The following is a 24,589-nucleotide window of genomic DNA, read 5'->3' as shown; positions in this document are numbered from 1 at the left end:
CGTGGCGTTCGGAGACTGGCGGGGGTCGTGTCTCGGGAGTGACGAATGAGTCGGCCGGGTTTCAACGGGGTTGGGCCGGCGTCCCGTTGGAGGGGGAGGGGCGTTCAAACGCCGCCGGGCCCAAGACCACCAATTCGGTGGAAAGCACGGGCTCTTCGCCCCGGTGCGGCGGGGGGTGCCTGAGGATCGCTGGAGGAGGAGGGGTCCTGACCGATCGGGATGCGGGAGGCGGAATGGCACGGTCATGGCTGCGGGGCGGGGTGGCGGCGGTCGCGGTGCTGGGGGCGGTACTGATCGGAGTGCCGCCGGCGCCGGCGACGGCGGCGGAGCGGGCGGCGCTACAGACCCGCATCGTCGGCGGCAGGGACGCCGATGTGCGGGACGCGCCCTGGCAGGTGTCGGTGCGCACCCGCGGGGGCCACGTCTGCGGCGGTTCGATCATCCGCGCCGATGCGGTGGTGACGGCGGCGCACTGCACGGCGGGGATCCCGGCGGGCTCGCTGAGCGTCCGGGCGGGCAGCAGCGTGCGGGACACCGGCGGGCAGGTGGTGCGGGTGGCGCGGGTGCTCCGGCATCCGAAGTTCGACGCCGCGACGATCGACTACGACGTGGCGGTGTTGGAGTTGGCGTCGCCGCTGGCGCTCGGGGACGAGGTACGGGCCATCCCGTTGGCGGCGGAGGGCAAGGAGCCCGCCGAGGGCACCCCGGCGACCGTCACCGGCTGGGGCGCGACGCGGGACGGCGGCGCTCTGCCCGAGCACCTGCGGCGGGTCGATGTGCCCAAGCTGTCCGACGCGTACTGCAAGGGGGCCTACGGACCGGCCACGATCACGCCGCGGATGACCTGCTACGGCTATGTCGCGGGCCGCAAGGACGCGTGCCAGGGGGACAGCGGCGGGCCGTTGGTGGTGGACGGGCGACTGGCGGGGATCGCGTCCTGGGGGACGGGGTGTGCCGCGGCGGGGCATCCGGGGGTCTATACGAAGGTCAGCGATCCGGCGATCCACGCCTATATCGCGGGCTCCTAGGCCCTGTCCGATGGGGCATGGCCGGGCGCCTATGCTGGCGCGATGTTCGCTCCCGAGGGTCCCACGTTGCGTGAGCTCGCCGTGCAGGCGCTGTCGTCGGTGGAGCGGGGCTACGACCTGCTCGCGCCGAAGTTCGACCGCACGCCGTTCCGGACGCCGGATGCGGTGTTGCGGCCGGTGCTACGGGAGTTGCGGGGAATGGGGCCGTTCGCCAACGGGCTGGACCTGTGCTGCGGTACGGGTGCGGGCATGGCGGTGCTGGGGCAGGTGTGCCGGGAGCGGGTGACCGGCGTCGACGTCAGCGCGGGGATGTTGGCGGTGGGGCGGGCCCGCGGACCGGAGGGCGAGCCGGCGGCGGATGCGGGCGGTGGGGGCGGGCCGCGGTGGCAGTGGGTGCGGGCGGATGCGCGGGCGCTGCCGTTTCGGCCGGTCTTCGATGTGGTGGTGAGCTTCGGGGCGTTCGGGCACTTCCTGCCGCGGGAGCGACCGGGACTGTTCGGGCAGGTGGCCGGGGTGCTGCGGCCCGGTGGGCGGTTCGTGTTCCCGGTGCTGGCACCGGCCCGGCCGGGGTCGCCGGCGTACTGGACGCTGTTGGGTTTCGATGCGGCGATGCGGGTGCGCAATGCGCTGTGGCGGCCGCAGTTCGTGATGTACTACCGCGGCTTCCGGCTCTCCGAGGTGCGGGCGGAGCTGGCGCGGGCCGGGTTCGCGGTGGAGTGGCGCGCATTGCCTGAACTGGGTCGGCGCGCGGACGGGGGCCCCCGCGGGCGGCTGGTGGTCGCGACGCGCCTGGGCGCGCCGGCGGACTGAACGGTCCGGTACGAACGCGACGCGCGCACGTTCATTTGTGACCGTTGCGTGCCGCAACGTTGGCCAACTCCCGTGCTGGGTAGGCTTGTTCCCATGCCGCACCACAACGCCTCGCCGTTGCCGGAGTTCGCCACCCATGAACCACGCCACCCGGTCACGTCTGCGTCGTTGAGTCCTTCGTGATTTCCTATCCGGACCCCGTGACCGCCGGTGCGGTCACCTGTGACCTGTGCCATTACCGACGTCCCGCCGCCGGCGCGCCCCCCGTTGCGGTGCGGCCACCGGACGGCCCGCAGCGGCAGGTGCGGCTGTGCGCGCCGTGCCGCGAGGACCGTCCGGGCCGCCGGCGTCGCGAGCTGATCGAGGAGGACTTCAGCTGGCAGGCGATGTCCCGCCAGGCCCACGATCTCGCGGACGCCTACGCCGCCGGCCGGTGGCTGCCCTACGAGGACGAGCACCGCTGGGCGTTGGGCCTGTCCCGGACGTACTGGACCCGGCCCGCGTTGGAGGCCGCGCTGCGCGACCCCAACCCGTACCTCCGGGCCGGGCGCCTGGTCCGCGTGGTGGAGCCGCTCCCCCGCATCCTGGCCGTCGTCGGGCCCGGTGACCGCTCCCTGCGGCCGGTCCAGGCACTGCTGGACACCCTCGCGGTGTGGTCCACCCGGTCCTGACGCGCTGCCTGGCCGCGCGGCACGGACCGCGGTCCGGCGCCCGCACCGGCCGCGGCCGAGACGCGTCCGCCATGCGGCGGACCGGCCCTTGGGCCTGGGTGCGCCGCGCACCGGCCCCCGCACCGGCTTGCGACGATGGGCGACCCCACCCCGTCCGTCCCCCACCGTACGGAGCCGCCATGTCCGCCAGCACCGCTCTGCTCGTCGACGCGTTCGGTCGGATTCGCGAGGTCGTCGAGGAGGTGGTCGACGGGCTGGGGCCCGAGGAGCTCGGCAGCCGTCCCGACGGGCGGGGCAACTCCCTTGCCTGGCTGGTCTGGCACCTCACGCGGGTGCAGGACGACCACGTCGCGGGCGCGGCCGGTACCGAGCAGGTCTGGACCGCGGACGAGTGGTGCGCGGCGTTCGGTCTGCCGTTCGCCGAGGACGACACCGGCTACGGGCACTCCCGCCGGGACGTGGCGAAGGTGCGGGGCCTGACCGCCGAGTTGCTGACGGGGTATCACGCGGCGGTGCACGAGGGCACGGTGCGCTTCCTGCGCACGCTCGCGGTGAAGGACCTCGACCGGATCGTCGACCGGGGCTGGACCCCGCCGGTCACCCTGGGCGTCCGCCTGGTGAGCGTGGTCGCGGACGATCTCCAACACGCCGGCCAGGCGGCCTATGTGCGGGGCCTGTTGGGGAAGTGAGCCCCGACCGCGGGCGGACCCGCGGTCGGGGTCCGATCACTGCCGGGGCGGCAGGCGGTGCAACTCCACGTCGGTCAGCCGGCCGTCGGTGATCAGCGCGGTCAGGTAGGTGCAGTGCGGCTGCCGCCGACGGTCCGTCGGCGAACCGGGGTTGAGCAGCCGCAGGCCGGTGTCCGCCGTGGTGTCCCAGGGGATGTGACTGTGCCCGAAGACCAACACGTCGAGGTCGGGGAAGCGTTCGGCGCAACGGCGCTCCCGGCCCTCGGCGGGGCCGGTCTCGTGCACCACGCCCAGCCGCAGCCCGTCCAGTTCGGCGCGGGCCACCTCCGGCAGGCGGGCCCGCACGGCCGGGCCGTCGTTGTTGCCGTACACCCCGATCAGGCGGCGGGCGCGGGCCTGGAACAGGTCCACGGTGGCGGCGTCGGTCCAGTCACCGGCGTGCACCACCACGTCGGCGCAGGCCACCGCGTCGAGCAGCTGCGGCGGAACGGCCTTGGCGCGCCGGGGCAGATGGGTGTCCGAGATGAGCAGCAGGTGCAGCGGCACCGGGTCAGCGCTCCTGGGAGGTGGGGCGGACGGTGATCTCGTTGATGACGACCCGGGCGGGCTGGGTGACCATGAAGGTGATCGCGCGGGCGATGTCCTCGGCGTCCAGCCAGGTGTCGCGCGGCAGGCCGTGGGCGGCCGCCGCCTGGCTGCCGAGGGTCATCTCCGTGGCGGTCATGCCCGGTTCGACCAGTCCGACGCGCACGCCGCGGCCGGTCACCTCCTGGCGCAGGGCCTCGCTGAAGCTGCACACCGCGTGCTTGGTGGCGGAGTAGACGCTGTTGTCCTTGCGCGGCACCCGGCCGGCGACCGAGCTGACGGTCACCAGGTCCGCGGTGCCGCGCGGCGCCGACGCCACGGCCCGGAGCAGGTGCGGGAGCGCGGCGTGCGACATGCGCAGCACCGCCTTGAGGTTGAGGTCGACCATCCGGTCCCAGTCCTCGGGGTCGCTGTCGGTCACCGCGCCGCGGGCGCCGTAGCCGGCGTTGTTCACCAGGACGTCGAGGCGGCCGAAGTGCTCCACGGTGCGGCGGACCGTCTGCGCGGCCTGCGCGCCGTCGGTGAGGTCGGCGGCCAGGGTGAGGGTCGGGGCGGTGCCCTGCGCATCGAGGGTCGCGGCCAGTTCGGCCAGCCGCTCGGCGCGGCGGGCGACGAGGGCGAGGGCGCACCCCTCGCGCGCCAGGGCGTGTGCGGTGGCGGCGCCGATGCCGCTGGAGGCGCCGGTCACCAGCGCGACGGTGCCGGCCAAGGGGCGGCGGTCGGTGGGGGCGGTGGCGCGGTCCGCGGGCGTCGGGGTGTCGGTGCTGCCGGTGGACATGATGGCGTGGTGCTCCTCGTCGTCGGTGGCTCTCCCCCGTTCCGGTCCCGGGAGACCTACCCCGCCGGGAAACCGATGCAGCATCACGGCAGGCGCGTGGCCGGCGCGTTGGCCCGTGCCGGCGACCGGGCAGTTCGGGGCGGGGGCGGTGCGAGTGCCCCAACAGCGGGTATCACCCTGGTGCATCCGCTTCTCATGCTCCTTGGAGCCGCTCATGAAGCACACCCATCCCCTGCCCGGGGACATCGGGCTCACCCAGATATCCGGTGCCACCGGCCAGTTGATCCGCTTCGGCCAGTGGATCAACGGAGACGGCTTCGCCGACTACGAACACGCCTTCCTGGTCCTGCCCGAGGACCGGCTGTTGGAGGCCGAGCCGGGCGGCGCCCGCATCCGGCCGCTCAGCGAATACCAGGGCACCGACGTCCGCTACGTGTGCCCCAAGCGCCTCACCGAGCAGCAGCGCGAACGGATCTGCTCGGCGGCCGACCACTACGTGGGCGTGCCCTACAGCTTCCTCGACTACCTCGCGATCGCAACCCACCGCATCCACCTGACCGTTCCGGGGCTGCGCCGCTACGTGGCCAGCACCCACCACATGATCTGCTCCCAACTCGTGGACAAGTGCTACCAAGACGGCGGCGTCCAGCTCTTCTCGGACGGCCGCTGGCCGGGCTACGTCACGCCGATGGCGCTCTACAAGCTGTTGGCCGGCTGAAACCGGCGGCATCGGCGGGCGGTTGGGGCGCTCCTCGGGCCTGGCCCGGCGTGCGGGCGTGCCGGGCGGACCGGCACGCCCGCGGGTCGCTCAGGTGCCGGCCTTGTGGCCGTAGACGTACACGGCGGTGCCGTAGTGCAGCAACGACCAGTACTTCTTGGCGTCGTTGGGGCGCATGTTGATGCAGCCGTGCGAGCCCGGGGCGGACCAGACGCTGCCGCCGATGGCGTGGAACGCCTCGCCGCCGTCGAAGAACTGGCTGTATGGCATGGCCGAGTGGTAGATCGTCGACACGTGGTGCAGGTGCCGCCAGTAGACGTGCGACAGGCCGGTGCGGGTCGCCCCGCCCTTGCGTCCGGTGCGGACCGGCACCGGCCCGTAGACCAGGCGGCTGCCGTCCTGGACCCAGCTGAGCTGGCGGGTCAGGTCGACGCAGGCGATCCGCCCTTTGTTGGTGGGGCACTTGTGGGCGCTGTTGGGGTGGCGACCGGCCGCCCGCTGCTTGGCCACGAGCTCCATCACGTTCCAGGTGACGGGGCCGGCGTAGCCGTAGTTGGGGGTGATGCCGTGGCTGTTCTGGAAGGCGCGGATGGCGCGGCAGTCGGAGGGGGACTGCCGGCCGTCGACCCGGAGTCCGAGGAACCGCTCGGCCTGCTTCTGGTACGGGCCGCGCAGTCCGTAACAGCCCGACCGGTCGGCGGCCTGGGCGGGGGAGCTCAGGGCCACCGTCAGCGGGAGGGCGAGGGAGGTGAGGGCGAGCGCAGCGCCCGTTCGCCGGCCGAGGGCGCCGACCGCGGGTCTGCTCAGTCGTAAGGGTATGCGTCGCTTCATATCCGGTAGGACTCCCGACCTCGCGAGCCGGTTGCGGAGGGCGGCGGGACGTAGCGCCTTATGCGCCACAAAATCGGGTGGGGCGGCGCCGGTTGATTGTGGTTGATGGTGATTAGTGGCGCGTGCTGGTGGGTGCGGGGCGGTCGCATCGGTCACACCGCGCGGAGTTGGCGCCTCCGCAACCGCCCATGATGTGCGACAGCGCTGCGGATCGGCGGATACGACGGGATCGGCGCGCGTATCTGACGAGAATGTCTTGAACGGCCGCTAGAGGGTTGATGGTTGGCTCGTCGGCGCGCCGGTTCACCCCTCCCCCGCGCGTCCGGTGCCGTGCTCCGTTGAGTTCCGGAAGCCGAACAGGGCGTAGACGACCAGGCCGAGGGCGAGCCAGAGCGCGAAGCGGAGCCAGGTCAGCCGGTCCAGGTGGGCGATCAGCCAGAGCGAGCAGGCGACCCCGACGGCCGGGACCAGGGGGACCCATGGGGTGCGGAAGGCGCGCGGCAGGTCGGGGCGGGTCCGGCGGAGCACCACCACGGCGATCGCCACGACGATGAAGGCGGTGAGGATGCCGATGTTCGTCAGGTCGGCGGCCTCGCGGATCGGCAGGAGGCCGGCGATCAGGGCCGCGCCGATGCCGACCGGCCAGATCACCCTGGTGGGGACGTGTCGGCGCGGGTGGTTGCGGGCGAAGTAGCGCGGCAGCAGCCCGTCGCGGCTCATCGCGAACCAGACCCGGGTCACCGCCAGCATGTTGGCGAACGCGGAGGTGGTGATGCCGACGACGGCACCGACGGCGACCACCGTGCCCAGCCCGGCCAGGCCCACCGACGCCAGCGCGCCGGAGAACGGGCTCCGGACGTCGATGTCCCGGTAGTTCTGCATGCCGAGCAGGACGACGCAGACCGCCAGGTAGATCACGGCGGCGATGCCGAGCGAGAGGACGATCGCTTTCGGCAGCACCCGCTTCGCCTCGGCACTCTCCTCCGCCGCCGCGCTCATCGCGTCATAGCCGTAGACCGCGAAGAAGGCGGTGGCCGCGCCGGTGAACACGCCACCGATCCCGTACGGCAGGAACGGGTGGTAGTTGTCCGCGGAGAGGTGGCAGGCGCCGGCGGCGACCACTACGGCCACGATGCCCAACTTCACGGCCACCAGGGCGGTTTCGAAGCGGGCGGACTGTTGGGTTCCGCGGGACAGGACGAAGGCCAGCAGCAGGCAGAGCAGAGCGGCGAAGAGGTCGAACCGGTGACCCGGGCCGGTGCCGGGTGCGCCCAGCATCCAGGCGGGGGCGTCGATGCCGAACCGCGTCAGGAGGTAGGAGAAGTAGCCGGACACCGCGATGGCCACGACGGCGACGATGGCGGTGTACTCCAGCAGCAGGTCCCAGCCGATGATCCAGCCGACGATCTCGCCGAGGGCGGCGTAGGAGTAGGTGTAGGCCGATCCGGCCTTGGGGATGGCGCCGGCGAATTCGGCGTAGCAGAGCGCGGCCGCGGCGCTGGCGACGATCGCGAGGAGGAAGGAGAGCAACACGCCCGGCCCGGCGTCCTGGTGGGCCACCACGCCGGCGAGCGAGAACACGCCGGCGCCGACCAGGCCGCCGAGGCTGAGGGCGACCAACTGCCACAGTCCCATGGTGCGGCGCAGGCCGCCCGCGGTCTCCGCCTCGGAGGCGTCGACCGGCTTGCGGCGGAAGACTCCGGCGCGGGAGAAGAGCGCCCTGGTGGGGGCCGTGGTCCCGGGCGGTGGCACGGGAGTTGAGCGGGGCATGGCAGCCCTCCGGTGGGTGCGTGCGACGGTCGGGGCCGGGCGCACGGGTGCGGTGGGCGGCCCGGCGCCCGGGGTGCGACGGCGTCAGAGCACGAGCCCGTGCGGGAACGGGTCGCGGGGGTCGAGCACATAGGTGGCGGTGCCGGTGATCCAGGCCCGGCCGGTGATCTCGGGTACGACGGCGGGGAGTCCGCCCACCTCGCCGGTGCCCACCAGCCGCCCGGTGAACCTGGTGCCGATGAAGGACTCGTTGACGAAGTCGGTGTGCAGCGGGAGTTCGCCGCGGGCGTGCAGCTGCGCCATCCGCGCCGAGGTGCCGGTGCCGCACGGCGAGCGGTCGAACCAACCGGGGTGGATCGCCATCGCATTGCGGGAGTGGCGGGCGGTGGAACCGGGCGCGAGGAACTGCACGTGCTTGCAGCCGGTGACGAGCGGGTCGACCGGGTGCACGGGCCGGTTCTGCTCGTTCACCGCGCGCAGCAGGGCCAGACCGGCGGCCAGGATCTCCTCCTTGCGGGAGCGGTCGAACGGCAGCCCGGTCCGGGCCAGTTCGACGATGGCGTAGAAGTTCCCGCCGTACGCCATGTCGTAGCGGATCTCGCCGAGGCCCGGGACGGTCACCGTGGCGTCCTGCTCGACCGCGAACGCGTCCACGTTGCGCAGCGTGACGTGTTCGGCGACGCCGTCGCGCACCGCGACCCGGGCCTGCACCAGCCCGGCGGGGGTGTCCAGGCGGACCGTGGTCTCCGGCTCGGTCACCGGCACCAGGCCCTGCTCCACCAACACGGTGGCGACCCCGATGGTGCCATGGCCGCACATCGGCAGGAATCCGCTGACCTCGATGTAGAGCACGCCCCAGTCGGCGTCCGGGCGGGTCGGGGGTTGCAGGATGGCCCCGCTCATCGCGGGGTGGCCGCGGGGTTCGTCGACCAGGAAGCGGCGCAGCGGGTCCAGGTGCGCCATCGCATAGCGGCGGCGCTCGGCCATGGTGGCGCCCGGGATGGGATCGACGCCGCCGGTGACGACGCGGGTGGGCATGCCCTCGGTGTGCGAGTCGACCGCGGAGATCGAACGGACCGTGCGGGGGGCGCTACCGCCCTCGGGCCGGGCGGTGCCCATCAGCCCGCCTGCTTCGCGAGCGCGGCGATGGCGCGCGCCATGTCGGCCTCGACCTGGGCGCGTTGGTCCGGGGTGAGCGGGCCGCGCGGGGGCCGGCAGGGCCCGCCGAACCGGCCGACGCGCTCCATGCCCAGCTTGATCGCCTGGACGAACTCGGTGCGCGAGTCCCAGCGGAACGCGGCCACCAACGGCTCGTAGAGCGCCCGGGCCTCGGCCAGTCGCCCGTTCACGGCCAGTTCGTACAGGCGGGCCGACTCGGCCGGGAAGACGTTGGGGAATCCGGCGAACCAGCCGGTGGCGCCCATCAACAGGCTCTCCACCACCACATCGTCGGCGCCCGCGATCACCGCCAGGCCGGGCACGCGTTCCCTGATCTCCAACACCCGCCGGACATCGCCGGAGAACTCCTTCACCGCCACGATGTTGTCGATGTCGGCGATCTCGGCGAGCAGGTCCGGGGTCAGATCGACCTTGGTGTCATGCGGGTTGTTGTAGACCATCACCGGCAGGCCGACCGCGGCCACCGCCTCGAAGTGGGCCAGGACCTCGCCGCGGTTGGCCCGGTACATCGTCGGCGGCAGGCACAACAGCCCGTCGGCGCCGTCCTCGGCGGCCGCCTCCGCCCAGTGCCTGGCCTGGTGGGCGCCGGCGCCGTGCACCCCCACCACCACCGTGCCAACGTCGCCCACCGCCTGGATCGCGGTACGGGCCACGGCGCGCCGCTCCTCGTCGGTCAACGCCGTGTACTCGCCCAACGAGCCGTTGGGGCAGACCCCGTGACAACCGTTGTCGACCAGCCAGCGGCAGTGTTCGGCGTAGCGGTCGTAGTCCACCGCCAGGTCGGCGGGCGCCGCGGGGTCCTCGGAATACGGCAACGCGGTGGCAACGATCACTCCGCCGAGGCCACGGGGCTGTTGGGTGCCTGTGCTCATCACTCGCTCTCCTTGGTGGGCGTTTCGGTGGGAGTTTCGGTGGGCGTTTCCGTGCGGGTTGCGGTGGGAGGTGTGGTGGGGCTTTGGGTGCGGGTTGGGGGCGCTTGGGAGGGGTGGTGGAGTTGCGGTTGTGGTGGGGCGGCCAGTTCGCCGAGGCGGATGGGGTGGGCGAGGGGACGGTGGTGCGGGGTGGCCGGAGACAGGCCCGCTACCGGTCGGTCGGCGGTGGGGGCATTGCCTAGGCGGGCGGTCAGCTCCGCCACGGTGGGGCCGCAGATCCGGGCCTGGCAGGGGCCGAGGCCGGCTCGGGTCGCCAACTTGGTGACCCGGGCGGCCGCGCCCGCCGGACTGGTGGCGGCCTGCCGCAGCGTGTCGTAATCGGTCTCCTCGCACCGGCAGATGACCGTCCCCGGGCTCAACCACCCGTACCAGGCCGGGCCGATCGGGTGCGCCCGGGCCAACCGCGCGGCGAACGCGCGGCCCCGGTCGCGGGCGCGGCGCACGGCGCGCAGGGCGGGCACACCCGGATCGCCGCCGGCCGCCAACCAGCCCGCGAGTGTCCCCTCGGCCCGCGCCGCCGGCGCGCCCGCGATCCCGGTGATCTCACCCGCGGCGAACACCCCTGGGGCGGAGGTGCGTTGGTCGTCGTCGACGGTTACGGCTGCGGCTGCGAACTGGTCCACCTCCCTATCCCGGTCCCCAGCCGTATCCGTATCCGTATCCGTCGGAAATCCAGACACCACGTCCCGCAGGGCGCATCCCGCGGCCAACGGCAGCTCCAGCTGCGGGCTGAAGCCATGGCTGACGCACAGCGCGTCCACCGCCGTGCTGCGCTCGCTGCCCGGCACCACCGACCAGTCCGCCCGCAACCGCGCGGTGACCACCTCCTCCACCCGCCCCTCACCGCGCGCCTCGACCACCGTCCGACCACACCGGTACGGCACCCGGTGACGGGCCAAGTCGCTGACGTACGAGAGGAGTTCGCCGGCCTTGGCGATCTGCGCGGCCAGCTCCCAGGCGCGCCGTGACCACCCACGGGCCAAGGTGGTCGAGGTGTTGGCCTCCAGCACCTCCAGGACCCCCGCCCCGGCCGCCAGCAGGCTGGCGGCCACCGGAAGGAGGAACGGACCGGCGCCGGCGACCACCACCCGGTCCCCCACCACCACCCGCTCACCCTTGGCCAGCGCCTGTGCGGCGCCCGCCGTGAACACTCCGGGCAACTCCCAACCAGGGACCGGCAGTACGCGATCGTGGGCGCCGACGGCCAGCACCAGCGCGTCGGGGTCGACCACGCGCCGGGCGCGCCCGCCGCCGTCGGCCGGACCGGAGAGCAGGTGCACGCGCGGCGGCACTGGCTCCCCTGTCCGGTCCCGGCGCTCCAGTGCCCACACCACGGTTTCCGGGCACCAGGCGCACCGCGGGTGTTCCAGCACCCGTCGCCGTAGACGGTCGAACGCCCGCCAACCGTGCTGGAGTTGATCGGGACGGGCGGCGGCATAGGCATCGGGGAGCATCCGGTGGTACTGCCCGCCGGGGTTCTCCGCCGAGTCGACCAACGTCACCCGACCTCCGGCCCGCAACGCCGCCTCCGCCGCCGCCAGCCCGGCGGGCCCCGCCCCCACAACGACCACATCGACCCGACGCAACGTCATCCTCCGTCCGTTGCAGGGAAATTGGCTCCCTCGGCCGCCCTGCGCTGAGTGGTGATCACATCCCCGTCCCGGGCGCGGCGGCGGCAGGCGCGCACATCACGCTCGTCGCCCACGGTCACCAGGCAGTCGAAGCAGACGCCGATGCCGCAGAACACCCCGCGCGGGGCGCCCGACGGCCCCCGGCGCCAGGCCAGTCGGCCGGCCGCGAGCAGCACCCCCGCGATGGTCTGGCCGGCAATACCGTCCAGGAGCTCGTCGTCCACGGTGATCCGCAGCGGCACCTCCCGCCGGCCAACGGCGTCCGCGTGCACCGGGATACGCCTCGGGCTCATTCCGCCCCCTCCTCGCCGTTTCGGCGCGCCGCCGCTTGCCCCGGGTGGCGTTCCGCGCCCAGTACGGCCGGCCGGTCCACCCGGAACGGCACGGCGTCAATCTCCGTCGGCTGACCCAAGATCAGATTCCGCAGTAGTCGCGCCGTGCCCAGCGACAGTCCGATCCCGGCGCCCTCGTGGCCACCGGCGTGCCACAGTCCGGCCAGTCGCGGGTCCGCGCCGATGACCGGCAGGTGGTCGGGGACGTACGGGCGGAAGCCGCCGTACGCACGCATCACCGGAACGTCGGCCAGGCACGGGAACAGGCGCAGCGCCTTGGCGGCGATGGCCGACAGCACCTCGGGGCGCAGCCGGTCGTCGAAGCCGACGCGGCGGCGCGAGGAACCCAACAGAACGCTGCCGGCGCGGGTGGCCTCCACCACCGCCGAGGTCTGCAGCTCCTCGGCACTGCTGCCGACCGCGCCCACGTAGTCGGCGTCGTAGACCTTGTGGAAGACCATGGGCGGCAGCGGCGTGGTGACCAGCACGTCGCCGCGCCGGGGGCGGACGTCCACCGGTGCGCCCAGGCGGGCGGACAGCTCACCGGACCACGGGCCGGCCGCGTTGACGAACAGGTCCGCCTCGATCGGACCGGTGGAGGTGCGTACGCCCGTGAGTGTGCCGGTGAACGCATCGCCGCGGGTGACGGCTCCGAGCACCTCGCATCCCGTCCGCAGCCGCGCGCCCGCGTCGAGCGCGTCGGTGAGCAACGCGGCGGCTGCGGCGGCCGGTTGGACCTGGGCGTCGTCGGGGTAGTGCAGTGCCGCGGTGTGGTCGCGGGTGGCGAACGGTTCGGCCTCGGCGAGCGCCTGGGCGTCGAGGGGTTCGGTGCGCACGCCGGCGGCGCGTTGGGCGGCCGCGAAGCGGGACAGTTCCCGGGCTCCGGCGTCGGTGGTGGCGATGACGATGCCGCCCTTGGGGTCCCACTCCGCCGAACGGGCCGCGTGCGGGCGGCGGTTGGCGATGTCGGTGAGCGCCTCGGGCCAGAGTCTCCGGGACAGCTGGGCCAACTCCAGTTCGGGGCCCGGCTCTTTGTCGGAGAGGAGGATGTTCCCCTCGCCGTGTGCGGTGGTGGCCGCGGCCGCGCCGCCACGGTCGACGACGAGGACGTCGAGCCCGGCCAGGGCCAACTCCCGGGCACACGCGGCACCGATGATGCCGGCCCCGAGCACCACCACCCGTGCGCCGCGCACTCCGTGCGTAACCTGCGTTCCGTACGTAGTCTGCGTACCGTGCGTTCCGTGCGTCCTGCTCATCGAACCCACTCCGTTCGGTAGAACGAACGGTGAACGGTGGGGAGGTTATGGCGCTACGGAGGGTGTGTCAACGGTCACGACAGCCGAGCGCCGTATCCGAGAGGTGCAGCCGCTGGTCAGCCCGGTACTGCAACAGCAACACGGAGTGCACGGGGCCCGCGAGCGCCGTGTAGCTGTGCGGGAGCGTCGCGTCGAAGCCCACGTAATCTCCCGGTCCGAGCTCCACCTCGCGCCCGTCCACCCGCACGCCGAGCCGGCCCGCCTGGACGACGGTGTGCTCGGCACCGACATGACCGAGCGAGTCCTGCCGGCGCCCGGCCCTGACCCGCTGGTCGTAGACCTCGAAGACGGCGTCGCCCGACTCGATCCGCCGCAGCGGCCTCAGGTCGACGCCCTCACCACTCAACACCTCGACCTCCGCGGCCCGCACCACCGTCAAACCGCCGGCGGGGCGGGCGTCCAGCAGGTCCGAGATGGGCACCTCCAGAACCCGCGAAAGGCTGAACACCGTCTCGATGGTGGGGTTTCCCGTGCCGGACTCCAACTGCGAAAGCGTCGCCTTGCCGATCTTCGACCGCCGAGAGAGCTCGGACAGCGACAATCCCTGACGGGTCCTCAACCGCCGCAGGTTCGCCGCCAACATCCCCCTGATCGACCCCTCGGGCCGCTCGGACCTCCTGGCCCCCTCAGCGCTCTCGGAGTTGTCCCCTGCGCAACTCCCCGTGGAACTCCGCGACTTCCCGGAAGCATTCACACCCGTCCCCTCCCCTTCTCTCCCTCGCCCGCCGACCCGCCCGTCACCCCATCCACCCGTTCGTTCGTTATAACGTACGCGGACTCGTCGATCAGGAGTTGTCGATGAGGATCGCGGCCATGGCCTGGGCGCGCTCCGCCGCCACTTCGACCGACTGCATGGAGTTCGCGATGCAGGCGCCCTCGTGCAGGATGAGCAGCTGACTGGCCAGGGCCTTCGGGTCGGCGGCGCCGGCCTCGGTGGCGAGATCCGCCAAGTACCCCATCTGCCAGGCTTTTTGCTCGCGCGCGACGCTCTGTCCGGGGTGGTCGGCCGGCAGCTCGACATGGGCGTTGACGAAGGCGCAGCCACGCGGGTTGCGCTCGCGCATCCAGTCACGCAGGGCGGCGAAGGTGGCCAGCAGCCTGTCCTTCGGGGACCCGCCCCGCTCCTCGACGTACCGCACGAGCATGGTGCGCCACAGCTCGTCCCGGGCACGGAGATAGGCCAGGATCAGGTCGTCCTTCGAACCGAAGCGGTCGTAGAGGGTCTTCTTGGTGACCCCCGCCTCCTCGGCGATCGCCTCCACGCCGATGGCGCGGATTCCCCGCTCGTAGAAGAGCCTTGAGGCGGTGTCGAGAATCCGCAGGCCGGCTGGGGTCAGGTGCGGTATCCCGTGCTGTTTCCCACCTCGGCCAGTCGTCCCACTGTCGCCAGTCATGCGTTGACGGTACACCGAGCGGTATGGTTACGTCAGTAGCTATACCGGTAAGTATACTCGTGGGGTTTGAGCGGAGTCGGACCGTGGCTCCCTTCATGTCGTTTTCCGTAGAAGGAGGTCCTCCGTGGAGCCTGTAATCATCGGCGCGGGCGGCGAGTTGCTGCGGGGGAACCTCGCCGCTGCCGGTCGCGATCTCCATCGCCGCGGCTGGCTGCCGGGCAGCTCGGGGCACCTCTCGGCGCGGAGCGGCGAGGCCGTTCTGCTCACCGTCGACGGCGTGGACCGGTCCACGCTGACCCGCGACGACATCGTCCTGGTCGAGCCCGGCGAGGGGCTTCCCCTGCTGGGTGAGGTCGAGTGGCCGCCGGCCGACGCCTGCCTCCACCTGGCCCTCTACCGTTGGCTGCCTGACTGCGGGGCGATCATCCAGGCCACGCCGCCGCACGCCACCGAGTTGGCGACGGCGGCACGGGCGGCCGGCGAGATCGACCAAGCGGCCCTCGATGCACCGGAGTTGAAGACGGAGACGGCCAGCGAACCGGGGACCGATGACGACCTCGACTCGGCCGCCCCGGCCACCCTTCCCGTCGTCGCCACCTGGCCCGACGTGCCGCACACCGCCGAGGTCGTGGCGAACCACCTCGCCAGACATGCCAAGGACGCCCCGCCCGCCCTGCTCATCGCCGGGTACGGGGTGTTGGCCTGGGGCAGGGACCTGGAGGCTGCCCGGGCACGACTGGCGCGCGTCGAGGATCTCTGCCGAATGACCCGGCTTTCCGGGGGCCACTCCGGCCACTCAACTTCCCTGCACCCCAGCGAAGTTGAGTTCGAGTCCTGCCCGTGAACGGCGCTGGGTCCGCATTGCGGGCCTCGAAACCGTCCCCCACATGCGGATTCGCCGCAACGGCCGGATGTGTGCCGCTCGACCGGCGCATGCGCGGCGCGTCCCGACCGCCCACTGACATGTAACGGTCCCGCGTCAAAGCGCCCCGGGAACGCTCCCCTTGGCGCGCCGCTGTGGTGCACTGGAGAGACGTGGGTTCTTCTCATGTACGGGGGAGCGATGACGAGTTCGAGTGCGTGCTCCGGATGCGGCCGGGACAATCCACCCGGTGCGGCGTACTGCGCCGACTGCGGGACGGCCGTGGGTTCGTCGCCGCCCGGCGCACCCTCCTCGTCCCCTCCCCCACAGTCACCGCCGTCGCTGGCCAAGTCCACCTGGCAGCAGGCCGCCAGTCCGAGCCCAGGCTCCACGAGTCCCGCCCCGCAGCGCCGCCCCGCCGCCCGTTCGGCCGCGTCGTCCGCCACCCCCGCCAAGTCCACCTGGCAGCAGGCCGGCGGCGCCGGAAGCAGTGGTACCAAGCCCCTGTGGCAGAAGACCGCCGCCACCACCAGTCCCGCCGACCGCCGCGCCACCGGGCCGCGTTGGGGCAACAGCAAGGATCTGACCCGGTATCTGTGCGCCGCCAGTTACCTGGACCGCGCGTTCGCCAGGGCGCTCATCAAGGAGATCGCCGCGGAACCCCATCTGGGCGTGGCGGCCGCCCCCGCCTGCGACCTCAACGTCGTGCTCCGGCACGCCTATCTCGCCGATGCGCGCCGGCACAGCCGGGACCTCGTACTGGCCGGCCTGCTCCTGTTCGCCCTGGTGGCCGCCCGGCCCGTCGTGATCCTGCTGGTGCTCTTCCTCGCCTGGATGACGGCGCTCGCCTTCGAACTGTCCACCCGCTACGGCCGGTTCCTCCAAAACCTCCGCCCGGACCGGTTCGATCCCCAGGCGGCCCCGCAGCCCGTCAACCCCAGCGTCGCCGCCCGCCTCGGCCAGATCGACGGCTACGCCACCGGGAACGTCACCACATACAGCGGCTACGCGCCCTTCCTCGGCTACGGGTCCGAACTCGACTCCTGGTCCCTGTCGTTCGACGTCACCACCTCCAGCCGCCCGGGCGCCGCCCCACAGAACTTCGACGTGACGGACCTCTACGACCACATCGCCAACCGGGTCGGCACGCTGGCCCTGCCGTGCCTGGAGATCGAGGAGCGGGTGTTCGTCGACGGCCTCGCCGTCCTTGAGGACAAGCGGTTCCTCCCGAACCCGCTCGGCCGCCCCGTCGCCCGCGTCTCCCCGCGCCTCATGGCCGACCTGAAGCGCAACCCGGAAGAGGGTGCCCGGCCGTATCTGATCATCCATTCCACCGGCTGGCGCGGCGAGTTGGTGACCTCGCTCTTCCTCCGCTTCTTCCGTTCGGAGACCAACCTCTCCGTCGAGGCCGTGCAGACCGTGCTGGGCCCGCTGCACGACCGCTACCGCCTGATCGACACCCTGATGCCCCGCCCGACCGTGGCCGAACTGACCAACCTGATCAGCCAGACAATGGTCCGCGCCCCCTTCCTCCTGGTCCCCTCGGTGTTCCGCGCGGTCGTGGGGTTCTTCCCCGACTACGGGATGCGGTGGCGCGTCAAGCAACAGGACAAGCTGATCACGCGGCTGCGCAGGTTCGACTACGGGGCGCGGCAGAGCGTGCGCCAGAAGGCGTCGGCCGGCCAGTACCGCCGCTACTTCCAAAAGGCCGACAACGGCATGGTGTTGAAGACGGTGGAAAAGCGGGTCCTGGACGCGCTGGTGGAGTTCGCCGAGGCGCGGGACATCGACGTCAGCGAGTTGATTCAGCGTCAGGAGGTCATCGTGAACAACGGGATCATCGCGACCGAGGGCGCGAAGGTGGAGTCGAACGCCGTCGCCTCCGGTGAGAAGTCCCGGATCTCGATCGACATGCTCAAGAAGACGTTCTCGATGGTGACGGACTGAGGGCGACGGGCTGAGGGAAGCGAGCGGAGCCGGCCCGCCTAAACGGCCGGTCCGCGCCAGGCAGTTTCGTAGGTGAGGCGTCCGCGCGAGGGCAGGGAGACGGCAGAGACATGCAGCGGAAGAACAACGGTGGAATCGTTGCCGGTGGCGGCGCGAACGTCGTGGGGAACGCCGTCGCCAGCGGCGAGAACTCCAAGGCCGAGGTCCATCACGTCAGTACGGGGTCGGATGGCGGCGGCGACGGACGGGCGCGGTCGCCGCAGGAGATCGGCGAGCTCCTGGCCCAACTCATCGACCAGCTAAGGGAGTCCGACCACCCGGAGCGCGACGATCTGGTCGAGGCCGCGCAGGACGCCCGCGAGGAACTCGCCTCGGAAGCGCCGCGCCGGGGCAAGCTGAAGTTCTTCGCCAGGTCGCTGGTGGATGCCGTACCGCGGTTCACCGCCCTGGCCTCGTTGGCGGTGACGATCGAGCAAGCGATCCACGGGCTGTAGACCATGCCGTCCTGCATCCACTGCGGCGCCCCCTACCCCGCCGGCGCGGCGTCCGCCTGCCCTCGCTGCGGCACGCCGCGGACGCGGGGCGCAAGCGGCACCTGGGGCGCCCATGCGACAGGGGGCACCGCCCAACACCCCACCCGATCCCCCGCGCCCGGCTATATCCGGGTCGGATCGACGATGCTCCCCCGGTGGCTCCCGTGGCTGCTGTTGGCCCTGTTCCTCGTCGGTGGCGGCGTCGAATTCCTCATCCTCCGATCCGGCTCCGACCGCCCCTCCCCTGCCCCCACATACCCCTCGCCGAGCACCGCACCGCCCGGCGCCCCCGGTCTCGACCCGACCCCCACCGACACCCCGTACAGCACCCCGGGCGCCCCTTCCCTCTCCTCGTCACCCTCGCCCCCGCCCGCACCCTCACCCTCCGCCGACACCCCCAGCGGGATCGTCGAAAGGTTCTACGAGGAGATCAACTCCCGTGATTTCGCCGCGGCTTGGGAGCTCGGCGGCAAGAACATCGGCGGCGCCACCTACAGCGACTGGGTCGCGGGCTACGGCACCACCCGCCAGATCACCGTGAGCGCCGTCGACCGTACGAGCAACAGCACGAGCGACAGTACGAGCGCCGGAGAGGTCAGTGCGGTGGTACGTGCACTCCAGAACGACGGCTCGGTGAAGGTCTATTCGGGGACGTATACCGTTTCCGACGGCGCCATCGTCGACGCCCATCTGACCGGCGGACAGTGACGGCGGTCGGCCAACCACCCATCACCGTAGTCCTGTTGCCTCCCCGCCCGCCCCGTTCCGCGCTGTCGTCCCTGCGGGCGAGCGCTCAGCCCCGCTCCTCGCGTCCGGCCGGTGGCTGGTGGAGGTACTGGAGGCGGGTCTGAGCCGTGTAGACGTGGCGGGGGTCGAGCGCGGGCAGTTGGCGGAGCAGGTTGATCAGCTCGGGGCCGGTCTCGATCGCCTGGTCGGTGTCGGTGATCTGGTTCCAGCAATAGTGCGCGCCGCGGGCCGCGTTGAGGACCTCGGCGGTGTCCGGCGGCTGATGGGCCAGCCGGGTGCGGGCGGCCGCCACCCACAGCTGGGTGGCGAGTGGCCAACGCCCCGCGATACGGGCGAGGTCGGCCCGGATCTCGGCCCATTGCGTGGCCTGTGGCGAGTTGTACCCGTAGCGCTGGAGGGCCTGTTGTTCCCAGGACGCGGCCATGTCGGCGGCCTGGTCGTGGCGGCCGGCCTGGGCGGCCTGCCAGATGAGCGGCCGGGGGTCGGGGGCGCTCGCGGTGGCAGGCGCGGGAGCGGGGTCTGGCGCGGGTGATGTTGGTGGGGTGGCCGGCGTCGGCGTCGGTGTCGGTTCCGCTTCCGGGGGTGTGGGCGGGGTGGCCGTGGGGTGGTACGGAAGTTCCGGGCGGGGTACGGGGGTTGGCTGGTGCGGCGCCGGGGTCTGGTACGGGTTCGGAGCGGGGTCTTGGTGCTGCGGGGCCGCCGGGGGTGCGCCGGCCTCCAGGGGGGTGGGGGTGTAGACCGGGCCGGCGGCGGGCGTGGGGTGGGGCGTGGACGTCGGCGGGAGCGGCGTCGGCGGCGGCGTCTGGGTGGGGAACGGGCTCGGCGCGGCCGGCTGCTGCGGCGGCAACTGCTGTGGGTCGTACGCGGGTTGGCCCGCCCCGTAGCCCGGGGTCGCGGGAAGTGGCGGGAAGTGGTCGAGGGCCGGCGGGGCGGGCGCGGGTTCCCGGCGGCGGAGGGCGGCGCGGTCGCCGGACAGCAGTCGCTTGATCGGTGCCTTCGGGCGGGTCTTCGCGGGGGCGCCGGACGGACACGGGGGCGCGAGTTGCGGGGTGTTGGGCAGGACGAGAGTGCCGGGCGGTATCGCGGCGGCGGCCACGGTGAGCGCGTGCAGCCGGGCGTTCTGGGGGCGTTCGGGCTCGTTGCGCAGCACGTCGATCAGATGCTGGGTGTAGACGCTGATGCCGTCGGCCGTGCCGGCGAGGCCGGGCGGGGTGACGACGCCGTACACCTCGGCGTTGATCTCGGGCAGCCCGCCGCGCTCCTTGAGCACCGCCCAGGCGCCCTTGTCGGCGGCCGTGTCGAGCAGCACGGTGGTGGGGGCGCGGCGCTGGCGCAGCTCGTTGCGCAGCCACTCCCAGGGGAGGGCGGTGTAGCGCGTGGTGGCGGCCGTCGTGCCGGCGGAGGCGAGGTGGAGCCGGTGGTGCTTGCGGTCGACGGTCAACTGGCCGGCGAGGTAGATGAGGAGGGGGCCGGACGCCGCGGCGGCGGTCCGCAACCTGATGAGCAGGGTGTTCTGATCGCGCGCGCCGTCGAGGTGGACGAGGTCGGCCGGCAGGGTGCTGCCGAGCAGCACGGACACGGGAACGGCGGTCAGCGCCGCCAGGTTGGCGCTGGGTATGACCTGGACAGTGCGTCGGTGCGTGGCCCTGGCCCCCGCGATCAGCAGCACATGGCCGCGCTGTTCCTCCCCGCTGGTCTGCATGGATGCACCCTACTCATGCGGGGGCCCGGACGACGGGTCGGCTGTCGGTTCTTTGCCGGGTCGGGGCGCATCGGACATTTCCGTACCGCATCACCCGAAAGTCCCGCCTTGCGCCCCTTCTTGGCGTCCGCGACCGGCAGTTCAGAGGGCGCGCGCCCTCCCGATCACGGCAGTCACGCCACCTCGATCACAGGAAGCGGGCCATCCCGACCGACGCGGGCCGCCTCGGGGGTCTTGACGCTCAGCCCCGAGGCGACCCGCAGCCGGAGGTAGGTCTCGACGGTGGGTGTCTCTGCGACGAGCCGGTAATGGTTAGTTGAGGCATTCACCCGCTACAGCGTAGTGGGCGGGGGTACGGGTACCGGCGAGCGGCCAGCCCGTCGCCGCGGAACGGGCCTCCCTCGGCACGATCGTCCGGCGGCCGCGTAGCACCCCGCCCCGTGGAGCCGGCGGCCGGGCTCCCCATCCCGCGCCCGGCACCGTGGAGGAAGATGGCTGCATAGAGCACACATACGCGAGAGGTCCATTTCGCCATGCCCCACATCACCGTCGACTACTCCGCACAGCTCGCCGGCGTCTTCGACCGGCGGGCCTTCGTGCGGGAACTGCACCCCATGGTGCTGGCGGAAACCGGCTCGGCGGGCGTGTGCAAGACGTTCTTCCGTGCGGCCGCGGACACCTACGTCGGCGACGGGGAGGCGGGGCAGCCGGCCTTCGTGCACGTGGACGTGGGGCTACTGCCGGGACGCCCCAACGAGCTGAAGGGCCGACTGTCGCAGGACGTGCTCGCCCTGCTCGGCAAGCACCTGCCCGAGCACGGCGCGCACGACGTGGTGACGTCGGTGGAGGTCCGCGACCTGGCCGACTCGTACCGCCTGGCACCGTCGCGCGGCTAAGGCCGGTCCGGCCGCGACGCGACAGACATGCCTGGCGCCGCCGTCGCAAGCGTCAGGCGCGCGGCCGTGCGTGCGCGACGGCCGCCGTGGCCAGGCCGGTGATCACAGGGTGGGGGCGGGTGCCGTCGCCGTGGAGTTCGGGTTGGAAGAGGGTGGCGAGGAAGAAGGGGTGGTCGGGTAGTTCGGCGATGCGGACCTCGCCGGAGTCGTCGGTGCCGGTGAAGGTCAGTCCGTGTCGGCGCAGCAGGTCCAAGTGGCGTGGATTGGGGGCGTAGTTGCAGTGGTAGCGGGCCTGGGTGCGGTCGGCGCCGAGGAGTTGGGCGGCCCGGGAGCCGGTGGTGACGTGCACGGTGCCCTCGTGGCCGACCAGTGAGCAGGCCAACGGGATGACCAGCGCGTCCTCGTCGGCGAGGCCGGGGGTGTTCTCGGCGTGGCCGGCGCGCTCCAGGCCGCAGACGTTGCGGGCGAACTCCAACAGGGCGTGTTGGAAACCGCCGCAGGTGCCCAGGAAGGGGATGCCGCGCTCGCGGGCCGAGCGGATCGCGGACAGCACGCCGGCCTCGCTGCGGTAGGGGCTGCCGGGCAGGACCCAGATCGCGTCGAAGCCGGTCAGGTCCTCCGCCGCGTCCTGGGTGGGAATCCAGTAGGCGTCCAGGTCCAACCCGTCGCGGGTGCGCAGGGCTTCGAGGAGGGCGGGGATGCGGGCGTGCGAGCGGACGGCCTCGGAGCGGTCGCCGACGAGGGCGAGGCGCGCGCCGGGCGCGCTCGGTGCGATGTCGTTCATGCAGGTCATCCTGGTGCGCGCGACAGGATCAGGTCCAACGATGATTCCTGCACGGCGGATAAGCGTTGCTGATGCGCATGGAATACTGCGCCCCATGGACCCGCATCTGTTGCGCACCTTCGTCGCGGTCCTCGACCACCGCTCCTTCTCCGGCGCCGCCGCCGCGCTCGGCTTCACCCAGTCCGCGGTCTCCCAACACATCGCCGCCCTGGAGGCCGACTTGGGCAACCGGCTGGTCGAGCGGCGGCCGGTGGCGCCCACGCCGGCCGGCGTGCGGTTGTTGGAACACGCCCCCGCGCTGCTGCTGCGCCTGGACGCCGCCCGCGCCGACCTCGCGCGCCTGCACCAGGCCCGGCCCACCCGGCTGGCCCTGGCCTGTTCGCCTGCCGCGCTCGGCCCCGCCGTGGCCCGGGCGCTCGCCGCGCTGCGCACCGACCGTGCCGCACTGGACCTGGAGGTTCGAGTCCTCGGCCGGGACGCGGTGTTGGCGGAGGTGGTCACCGGACGCGCCGACCTCGGCCTCGTCGACGGCGCCGCCGCCCCCAGTGACCCGCTCCCGATGCCCGACCTCGGCCCCACCACCACCCTCGCGGCGGCCGAGGAGCGCCTGGCCGTGCTCCTTCCGCACGGCCATCCGCTGGCCCCGCGCCGTTCCGTACGGCTGACCAACCTGTCCCAGGCACATTGGATCGACGCCCCGGACACCGCCGTTCCGCTCGACCGGTTGCGCGCCGTCTGCCGCACCGAGGGCTTCGGTCCCAGGCTCCGCCACCGCGGGACCGATCTGCACGGCCTCGCCGCACTGGTTGCCGCCGGCCATGGTCTTGCCGCGCTGCCCTGGTCGACGGCGACCGCGCTCCCCGGTGTCACTGCCGTACCGGTCGCCGAACCGCGCCTGGTACACCGCACCGAACTCGTCCACCCCGTCCATCCCTCCGCCCCCGCAAGGCAGTTGGCCGACCTGATCACCGGTCAGGCAGCAGGCGGCGGGTGACGGGGCGCGCCGCGGTCGTTCTCGCGGGGTGCGCGTCGCCCAACGAGGCGATGGGCAGCGCCCGTTGCGCCCTCGCACCGCTCCTCGACGCACCGCGTCGGCGGGCCGTGGCGCACAGTCGGCACCTGAGCTGGGGCAACCGCACACCCTGGACGTACACCTCGCACGCCTGAGCCCCTTACGGACCAGGTCAACTGGTGCGCGGGCGGCTCCACCTCGCAACGCCGACCGCGCCAGGCGACCGATTCAGGCACCCAACACCCCTCCGACCAGCGGAAATCGGACTCGGGGCGGCCTTTCCCAGGCGTGCGTCGGACCTATGCCCTGAGCACCTCCGGCAGTCAGGATCGGCTTGTTCGGGCAAAACAGCAGGTCCTTCCGTGCATTCACTTCTTCGCTACAGGGCCGTCCCCTCTCCCGTGTTGCGGTCGTTGGGCGTATGGTGACTGGAATCTCATTCCCCCGTGAGGTTAGGAAGCACATGACTGACTCCGTTCTCCACCAGACGATCCAGAATCTCGAAGGCGTACTGCCGCAGCTCGAAGAGCAGGAACGCGCACTGCGCAACCAACTCGACGCCGTGGCACACCGGGTGACCTCCACCCGCAACGCCCTGGAGGGTCTGCGCGTACTGACCGGCGACGCGCACACCGACAGGCAGCCGGCTGCCGTCGCCGCAGCGACCGGCGAACTGCCGTCCGCCGCAGCGTCGGAGGAGTCCGGCAAGGGCCAGGCCGTGGCCAGCGTCGAGGCCGACCCGACGCCGGAAGCCGCGCCCGAAGCGGCCGTTGAGGCGGACGGCGCTGCCTCCGTCCCCCAGCCGCGCGCCGCCACCTCGACGCGCACCAAGCGCCGTACGGCGAAGAAGACCGCCGGGAAGAAGACCGCGGCGGCCAGGCCCAAGGCGAAGAAGGCCGCCACCAAGCGGGCCGCGGCCGATCCGCAGGCGGCGACCAAGGACGCCGGCAACAGCCTGTTGGACTCCGCCCTGGAGATCCTGAAGAACGCCGGCACGCCGATGCGTCCGCGGGACATCAACGCGGCGCTGGGCCGGGAGGCCACGCCGGGCCAGATCGAGTCCGTGCGCAACACCCTGGACCGCGCGGTGAAGAAGACGGAACTGGTCACGCGCCCGGGACGGGGCACCTACGCGGCGGCCTGAGCCACCTCCGGACACGCTGTGGGTGCGGGCCCGTCCTCGATCCTCGACGGGCCCGCACGGCTGCCTTGCGGTGGCCAACTGGACTGAGACGTAACGGGATTGGGCGCAGCGCAGGCCGCCCACATGGCACGACCGGCGTGCCGACAGCGCTAGGGTCCGTCCGGCACGATGGACGGTCGTGCAGTCACCACCGGCGTGGGGGGGGTTGGGGGGGGGGTTAAGAGGGACAGGGAGAGCACAGGCCGCCCGGCGGGGGGCGTGAGCCGGGCCGGGGCCCACGGGGGGGCGGTGGGGGGGT

26 protein-coding genes are annotated in these 24,589 nt (G+C 72.5%); 12 read left to right on the top strand and 14 right to left on the bottom strand.

All coding sequences use genetic code 11. The annotated features are described in order from the left end of the window. Nucleotides 1-233 precede the first annotated feature (233 nt). The 4 genes from ACFVFQ_RS10920 (at nucleotide 234) to ACFVFQ_RS10905 (ending at nucleotide 3,198) form a co-directional block, all read left to right on the top strand. On the top strand, nucleotides 234-1,028 hold the full coding sequence (locus tag ACFVFQ_RS10920; protein ID WP_383412259.1) for a serine protease: 795 nt from the start codon (nucleotides 234-236) through the stop codon (nucleotides 1,026-1,028). A 42-nt stretch (nucleotides 1,029-1,070) separates the two neighbouring features. Next, entirely contained in the window at nucleotides 1,071-1,838 is a 768-nt protein-coding gene (locus tag ACFVFQ_RS10915; RefSeq protein WP_383412256.1) for a class I SAM-dependent methyltransferase, read from the top strand. A 200-nt stretch (nucleotides 1,839-2,038) separates the two neighbouring features. Then, on the top strand, nucleotides 2,039-2,509 hold the full coding sequence (locus tag ACFVFQ_RS10910; protein ID WP_383412253.1) for a hypothetical protein: 471 nt from the start codon (nucleotides 2,039-2,041) through the stop codon (nucleotides 2,507-2,509). Between the two features lie 179 nt (nucleotides 2,510-2,688). After that, nucleotides 2,689-3,198, top strand: a complete 510-nt coding sequence (locus tag ACFVFQ_RS10905; RefSeq protein WP_383412250.1) for a DUF664 domain-containing protein — start codon at nucleotides 2,689-2,691, stop codon at nucleotides 3,196-3,198. Between the two features lie 36 nt (nucleotides 3,199-3,234). Here ACFVFQ_RS10905 and ACFVFQ_RS10900 read toward each other — a convergent pair whose 3' ends face one another. Together ACFVFQ_RS10900 and ACFVFQ_RS10895 are read right to left on the bottom strand one after the other, a co-directional pair. Beyond that, the gene (locus tag ACFVFQ_RS10900; protein ID WP_383412371.1) at nucleotides 3,235-3,738 is read right to left on the bottom strand and encodes a metallophosphoesterase family protein; all 504 of its coding nucleotides are present in this window, start codon (nucleotides 3,736-3,738) and stop codon (nucleotides 3,235-3,237) included. Between the two features lie 10 nt (nucleotides 3,739-3,748). Beyond that, a complete protein-coding gene (locus tag ACFVFQ_RS10895; protein WP_383412248.1) occupies nucleotides 3,749-4,561 on the bottom strand; it encodes an SDR family oxidoreductase in 813 nt (270 codons plus the stop codon). 214 nt (nucleotides 4,562-4,775) lie between these two features. Between ACFVFQ_RS10895 and ACFVFQ_RS10890 the strand changes: the two genes are divergently transcribed. After that, nucleotides 4,776-5,279 carry a hypothetical protein gene (locus ACFVFQ_RS10890; protein WP_383412245.1) on the top strand — a complete coding sequence of 168 codons (504 nt, stop codon included), beginning with the start codon at nucleotides 4,776-4,778 and terminating at the stop codon, nucleotides 5,277-5,279. A gap of 90 nt (nucleotides 5,280-5,369) precedes the next feature. On the opposite strand, the gene ACFVFQ_RS10885 is transcribed toward ACFVFQ_RS10890, so the two are convergent. The 9 genes from ACFVFQ_RS10885 to ACFVFQ_RS10845 all read right to left on the bottom strand — a co-directional run bounded on the left by ACFVFQ_RS10885 (nucleotide 5,370) and on the right by ACFVFQ_RS10845 (nucleotide 14,664). Continuing rightward, nucleotides 5,370-6,110, bottom strand: coding sequence for a L,D-transpeptidase family protein (locus ACFVFQ_RS10885; RefSeq protein WP_383412243.1), 741 nt, complete (start codon nucleotides 6,108-6,110; stop codon nucleotides 5,370-5,372). Between the two features lie 303 nt (nucleotides 6,111-6,413). Further along, complete coding sequence (locus tag ACFVFQ_RS10880) at nucleotides 6,414-7,880, bottom strand: amino acid permease (RefSeq protein ID WP_383412240.1); 1,467 nt, start codon at nucleotides 7,878-7,880, stop codon at nucleotides 6,414-6,416. Between the two features lie 84 nt (nucleotides 7,881-7,964). Further along, nucleotides 7,965-8,999 (bottom strand): proline racemase family protein, encoded by a 1,035-nt coding sequence (locus ACFVFQ_RS10875; RefSeq protein WP_383412237.1) that lies wholly within the window; start codon nucleotides 8,997-8,999, stop codon nucleotides 7,965-7,967. After that, nucleotides 8,999-9,931 (bottom strand): dihydrodipicolinate synthase family protein, encoded by a 933-nt coding sequence (locus ACFVFQ_RS10870; RefSeq protein WP_383412234.1) that lies wholly within the window; start codon nucleotides 9,929-9,931, stop codon nucleotides 8,999-9,001. The genes ACFVFQ_RS10875 and ACFVFQ_RS10870 overlap by 1 nt, the downstream gene beginning before the upstream one ends. After that, the gene (locus tag ACFVFQ_RS10865) at nucleotides 9,931-11,583 is read right to left on the bottom strand and encodes an FAD-dependent oxidoreductase (RefSeq protein WP_383412231.1); all 1,653 of its coding nucleotides are present in this window, start codon (nucleotides 11,581-11,583) and stop codon (nucleotides 9,931-9,933) included. The genes ACFVFQ_RS10870 and ACFVFQ_RS10865 overlap by 1 nt, the downstream gene beginning before the upstream one ends. Then, the gene (locus ACFVFQ_RS10860) at nucleotides 11,580-11,915 is read right to left on the bottom strand and encodes a (2Fe-2S)-binding protein (protein ID WP_383412228.1); all 336 of its coding nucleotides are present in this window, start codon (nucleotides 11,913-11,915) and stop codon (nucleotides 11,580-11,582) included. Before ACFVFQ_RS10860 ends, ACFVFQ_RS10865 begins: the two co-directional genes overlap by 4 nt. Then, the gene (locus ACFVFQ_RS10855; protein WP_383412225.1) at nucleotides 11,912-13,147 is read right to left on the bottom strand and encodes an NAD(P)/FAD-dependent oxidoreductase; all 1,236 of its coding nucleotides are present in this window, start codon (nucleotides 13,145-13,147) and stop codon (nucleotides 11,912-11,914) included. The genes ACFVFQ_RS10860 and ACFVFQ_RS10855 overlap by 4 nt, the downstream gene beginning before the upstream one ends. A 130-nt stretch (nucleotides 13,148-13,277) precedes the next feature. After that, nucleotides 13,278-13,853, bottom strand: coding sequence for a helix-turn-helix domain-containing protein (locus ACFVFQ_RS10850; protein WP_383412222.1), 576 nt, complete (start codon nucleotides 13,851-13,853; stop codon nucleotides 13,278-13,280). A gap of 202 nt (nucleotides 13,854-14,055) precedes the next feature. Next, the gene (locus ACFVFQ_RS10845; protein WP_383412220.1) at nucleotides 14,056-14,664 is read right to left on the bottom strand and encodes a TetR/AcrR family transcriptional regulator; all 609 of its coding nucleotides are present in this window, start codon (nucleotides 14,662-14,664) and stop codon (nucleotides 14,056-14,058) included. 124 nt (nucleotides 14,665-14,788) lie between these two features. On the opposite strand from ACFVFQ_RS10845, the gene ACFVFQ_RS10840 reads away from it, so the two are divergent. The 4 genes from ACFVFQ_RS10840 to ACFVFQ_RS10825 all read left to right on the top strand — a co-directional run bounded on the left by ACFVFQ_RS10840 (nucleotide 14,789) and on the right by ACFVFQ_RS10825 (nucleotide 18,714). Continuing rightward, nucleotides 14,789-15,508, top strand: coding sequence for a class II aldolase/adducin family protein (locus ACFVFQ_RS10840; RefSeq protein WP_383412217.1), 720 nt, complete (start codon nucleotides 14,789-14,791; stop codon nucleotides 15,506-15,508). A 219-nt stretch (nucleotides 15,509-15,727) separates the two neighbouring features. After that, entirely contained in the window at nucleotides 15,728-17,473 is a 1,746-nt protein-coding gene (locus ACFVFQ_RS10835) for a zinc ribbon domain-containing protein (protein ID WP_383412214.1), read from the top strand. 110 nt (nucleotides 17,474-17,583) lie between these two features. Then, the gene (locus ACFVFQ_RS10830; RefSeq protein ID WP_383412206.1) at nucleotides 17,584-17,967 is read left to right on the top strand and encodes a hypothetical protein; all 384 of its coding nucleotides are present in this window, start codon (nucleotides 17,584-17,586) and stop codon (nucleotides 17,965-17,967) included. 183 nt (nucleotides 17,968-18,150) lie between these two features. Beyond that, nucleotides 18,151-18,714, top strand: coding sequence for a hypothetical protein (locus tag ACFVFQ_RS10825; protein WP_383412203.1), 564 nt, complete (start codon nucleotides 18,151-18,153; stop codon nucleotides 18,712-18,714). An 85-nt stretch (nucleotides 18,715-18,799) separates the two neighbouring features. On the opposite strand, the gene ACFVFQ_RS10820 is transcribed toward ACFVFQ_RS10825, so the two are convergent. Together ACFVFQ_RS10820 and ACFVFQ_RS10815 are read right to left on the bottom strand one after the other, a co-directional pair. After that, nucleotides 18,800-20,455 carry a hypothetical protein gene (locus ACFVFQ_RS10820; RefSeq protein ID WP_383412199.1) on the bottom strand — a complete coding sequence of 552 codons (1,656 nt, stop codon included), beginning with the start codon at nucleotides 20,453-20,455 and terminating at the stop codon, nucleotides 18,800-18,802. 173 nt (nucleotides 20,456-20,628) lie between these two features. Next, entirely contained in the window at nucleotides 20,629-20,784 is a 156-nt protein-coding gene (locus ACFVFQ_RS10815; RefSeq protein WP_383412196.1) for a hypothetical protein, read from the bottom strand. 204 nt (nucleotides 20,785-20,988) lie between these two features. On the opposite strand from ACFVFQ_RS10815, the gene ACFVFQ_RS10810 reads away from it, so the two are divergent. Further along, on the top strand, nucleotides 20,989-21,351 hold the full coding sequence (locus tag ACFVFQ_RS10810) for a 5-carboxymethyl-2-hydroxymuconate Delta-isomerase (protein WP_383412193.1): 363 nt from the start codon (nucleotides 20,989-20,991) through the stop codon (nucleotides 21,349-21,351). A 52-nt stretch (nucleotides 21,352-21,403) separates the two neighbouring features. Here ACFVFQ_RS10810 and ACFVFQ_RS10805 read toward each other — a convergent pair whose 3' ends face one another. After that, complete coding sequence (locus ACFVFQ_RS10805) at nucleotides 21,404-22,135, bottom strand: hypothetical protein (RefSeq protein WP_383412190.1); 732 nt, start codon at nucleotides 22,133-22,135, stop codon at nucleotides 21,404-21,406. A 94-nt stretch (nucleotides 22,136-22,229) separates the two neighbouring features. Here ACFVFQ_RS10805 and ACFVFQ_RS10800 point away from each other — a divergent pair, with 94 nt between their 5' ends. Together ACFVFQ_RS10800 and ACFVFQ_RS10795 are read left to right on the top strand one after the other, a co-directional pair. After that, nucleotides 22,230-23,129 carry a LysR family transcriptional regulator gene (locus ACFVFQ_RS10800; RefSeq protein WP_383412187.1) on the top strand — a complete coding sequence of 300 codons (900 nt, stop codon included), beginning with the start codon at nucleotides 22,230-22,232 and terminating at the stop codon, nucleotides 23,127-23,129. A gap of 481 nt (nucleotides 23,130-23,610) precedes the next feature. Beyond that, on the top strand, nucleotides 23,611-24,291 hold the full coding sequence (locus ACFVFQ_RS10795; RefSeq protein ID WP_383412184.1) for a hypothetical protein: 681 nt from the start codon (nucleotides 23,611-23,613) through the stop codon (nucleotides 24,289-24,291). Nucleotides 24,292-24,589: the final 298 nt, after the last annotated feature.

The organism is Streptomyces sp. NPDC057743, from assembly GCF_042798755.1.
GTDB lineage: Bacteria > Actinomycetota > Actinomycetes > Streptomycetales > Streptomycetaceae > Streptomyces.
The sequence above is the reverse complement of the archived record's forward strand: the minus strand, read 5'-3'. Positions and strand labels throughout refer to the sequence as shown.

Excerpts from the sequence above, each read along its gene's own strand:
- ACFVFQ_RS10920 (WP_383412259.1), top strand. The coding sequence starts at position 234 with ATGGCACGGTCATGGCTGCGGGGCGGGGTGGCGGCGGTCGCGGTGCTG.
- ACFVFQ_RS10915 (WP_383412256.1), top strand. The coding sequence starts at position 1,071 with ATGTTCGCTCCCGAGGGTCCCACGTTGCGTGAGCTCGCCGTGCAGGCG.
- ACFVFQ_RS10905 (WP_383412250.1), top strand. The coding sequence starts at position 2,689 with ATGTCCGCCAGCACCGCTCTGCTCGTCGACGCGTTCGGTCGGATTCGC.
- ACFVFQ_RS10895 (WP_383412248.1), bottom strand. The coding sequence starts at position 4,561 with ATGTCCACCGGCAGCACCGACACCCCGACGCCCGCGGACCGCGCCACC.
- ACFVFQ_RS10890 (WP_383412245.1), top strand. The coding sequence starts at position 4,776 with ATGAAGCACACCCATCCCCTGCCCGGGGACATCGGGCTCACCCAGATA.
- ACFVFQ_RS10885 (WP_383412243.1), bottom strand. The coding sequence starts at position 6,110 with ATGAAGCGACGCATACCCTTACGACTGAGCAGACCCGCGGTCGGCGCC.
- ACFVFQ_RS10880 (WP_383412240.1), bottom strand. The coding sequence starts at position 7,880 with ATGCCCCGCTCAACTCCCGTGCCACCGCCCGGGACCACGGCCCCCACC.
- ACFVFQ_RS10875 (WP_383412237.1), bottom strand. The coding sequence starts at position 8,999 with ATGGGCACCGCCCGGCCCGAGGGCGGTAGCGCCCCCCGCACGGTCCGT.
- ACFVFQ_RS10870 (WP_383412234.1), bottom strand. The coding sequence starts at position 9,931 with ATGAGCACAGGCACCCAACAGCCCCGTGGCCTCGGCGGAGTGATCGTT.
- ACFVFQ_RS10865 (WP_383412231.1), bottom strand. The coding sequence starts at position 11,583 with ATGACGTTGCGTCGGGTCGATGTGGTCGTTGTGGGGGCGGGGCCCGCC.
- ACFVFQ_RS10860 (WP_383412228.1), bottom strand. The coding sequence starts at position 11,915 with ATGAGCCCGAGGCGTATCCCGGTGCACGCGGACGCCGTTGGCCGGCGG.
- ACFVFQ_RS10850 (WP_383412222.1), bottom strand. The coding sequence starts at position 13,853 with ATGTTGGCGGCGAACCTGCGGCGGTTGAGGACCCGTCAGGGATTGTCG.
- ACFVFQ_RS10845 (WP_383412220.1), bottom strand. The coding sequence starts at position 14,664 with ATGACTGGCGACAGTGGGACGACTGGCCGAGGTGGGAAACAGCACGGG.
- ACFVFQ_RS10835 (WP_383412214.1), top strand. The coding sequence starts at position 15,728 with ATGACGAGTTCGAGTGCGTGCTCCGGATGCGGCCGGGACAATCCACCC.
- ACFVFQ_RS10830 (WP_383412206.1), top strand. The coding sequence starts at position 17,584 with ATGCAGCGGAAGAACAACGGTGGAATCGTTGCCGGTGGCGGCGCGAAC.
- ACFVFQ_RS10825 (WP_383412203.1), top strand. The coding sequence starts at position 18,151 with ATGCTCCCCCGGTGGCTCCCGTGGCTGCTGTTGGCCCTGTTCCTCGTC.
- ACFVFQ_RS10820 (WP_383412199.1), bottom strand. The coding sequence starts at position 20,455 with ATGCAGACCAGCGGGGAGGAACAGCGCGGCCATGTGCTGCTGATCGCG.
- ACFVFQ_RS10810 (WP_383412193.1), top strand. The coding sequence starts at position 20,989 with ATGCCCCACATCACCGTCGACTACTCCGCACAGCTCGCCGGCGTCTTC.
- ACFVFQ_RS10805 (WP_383412190.1), bottom strand. The coding sequence starts at position 22,135 with ATGAACGACATCGCACCGAGCGCGCCCGGCGCGCGCCTCGCCCTCGTC.
- ACFVFQ_RS10800 (WP_383412187.1), top strand. The coding sequence starts at position 22,230 with ATGGACCCGCATCTGTTGCGCACCTTCGTCGCGGTCCTCGACCACCGC.
- ACFVFQ_RS10795 (WP_383412184.1), top strand. The coding sequence starts at position 23,611 with ATGACTGACTCCGTTCTCCACCAGACGATCCAGAATCTCGAAGGCGTA.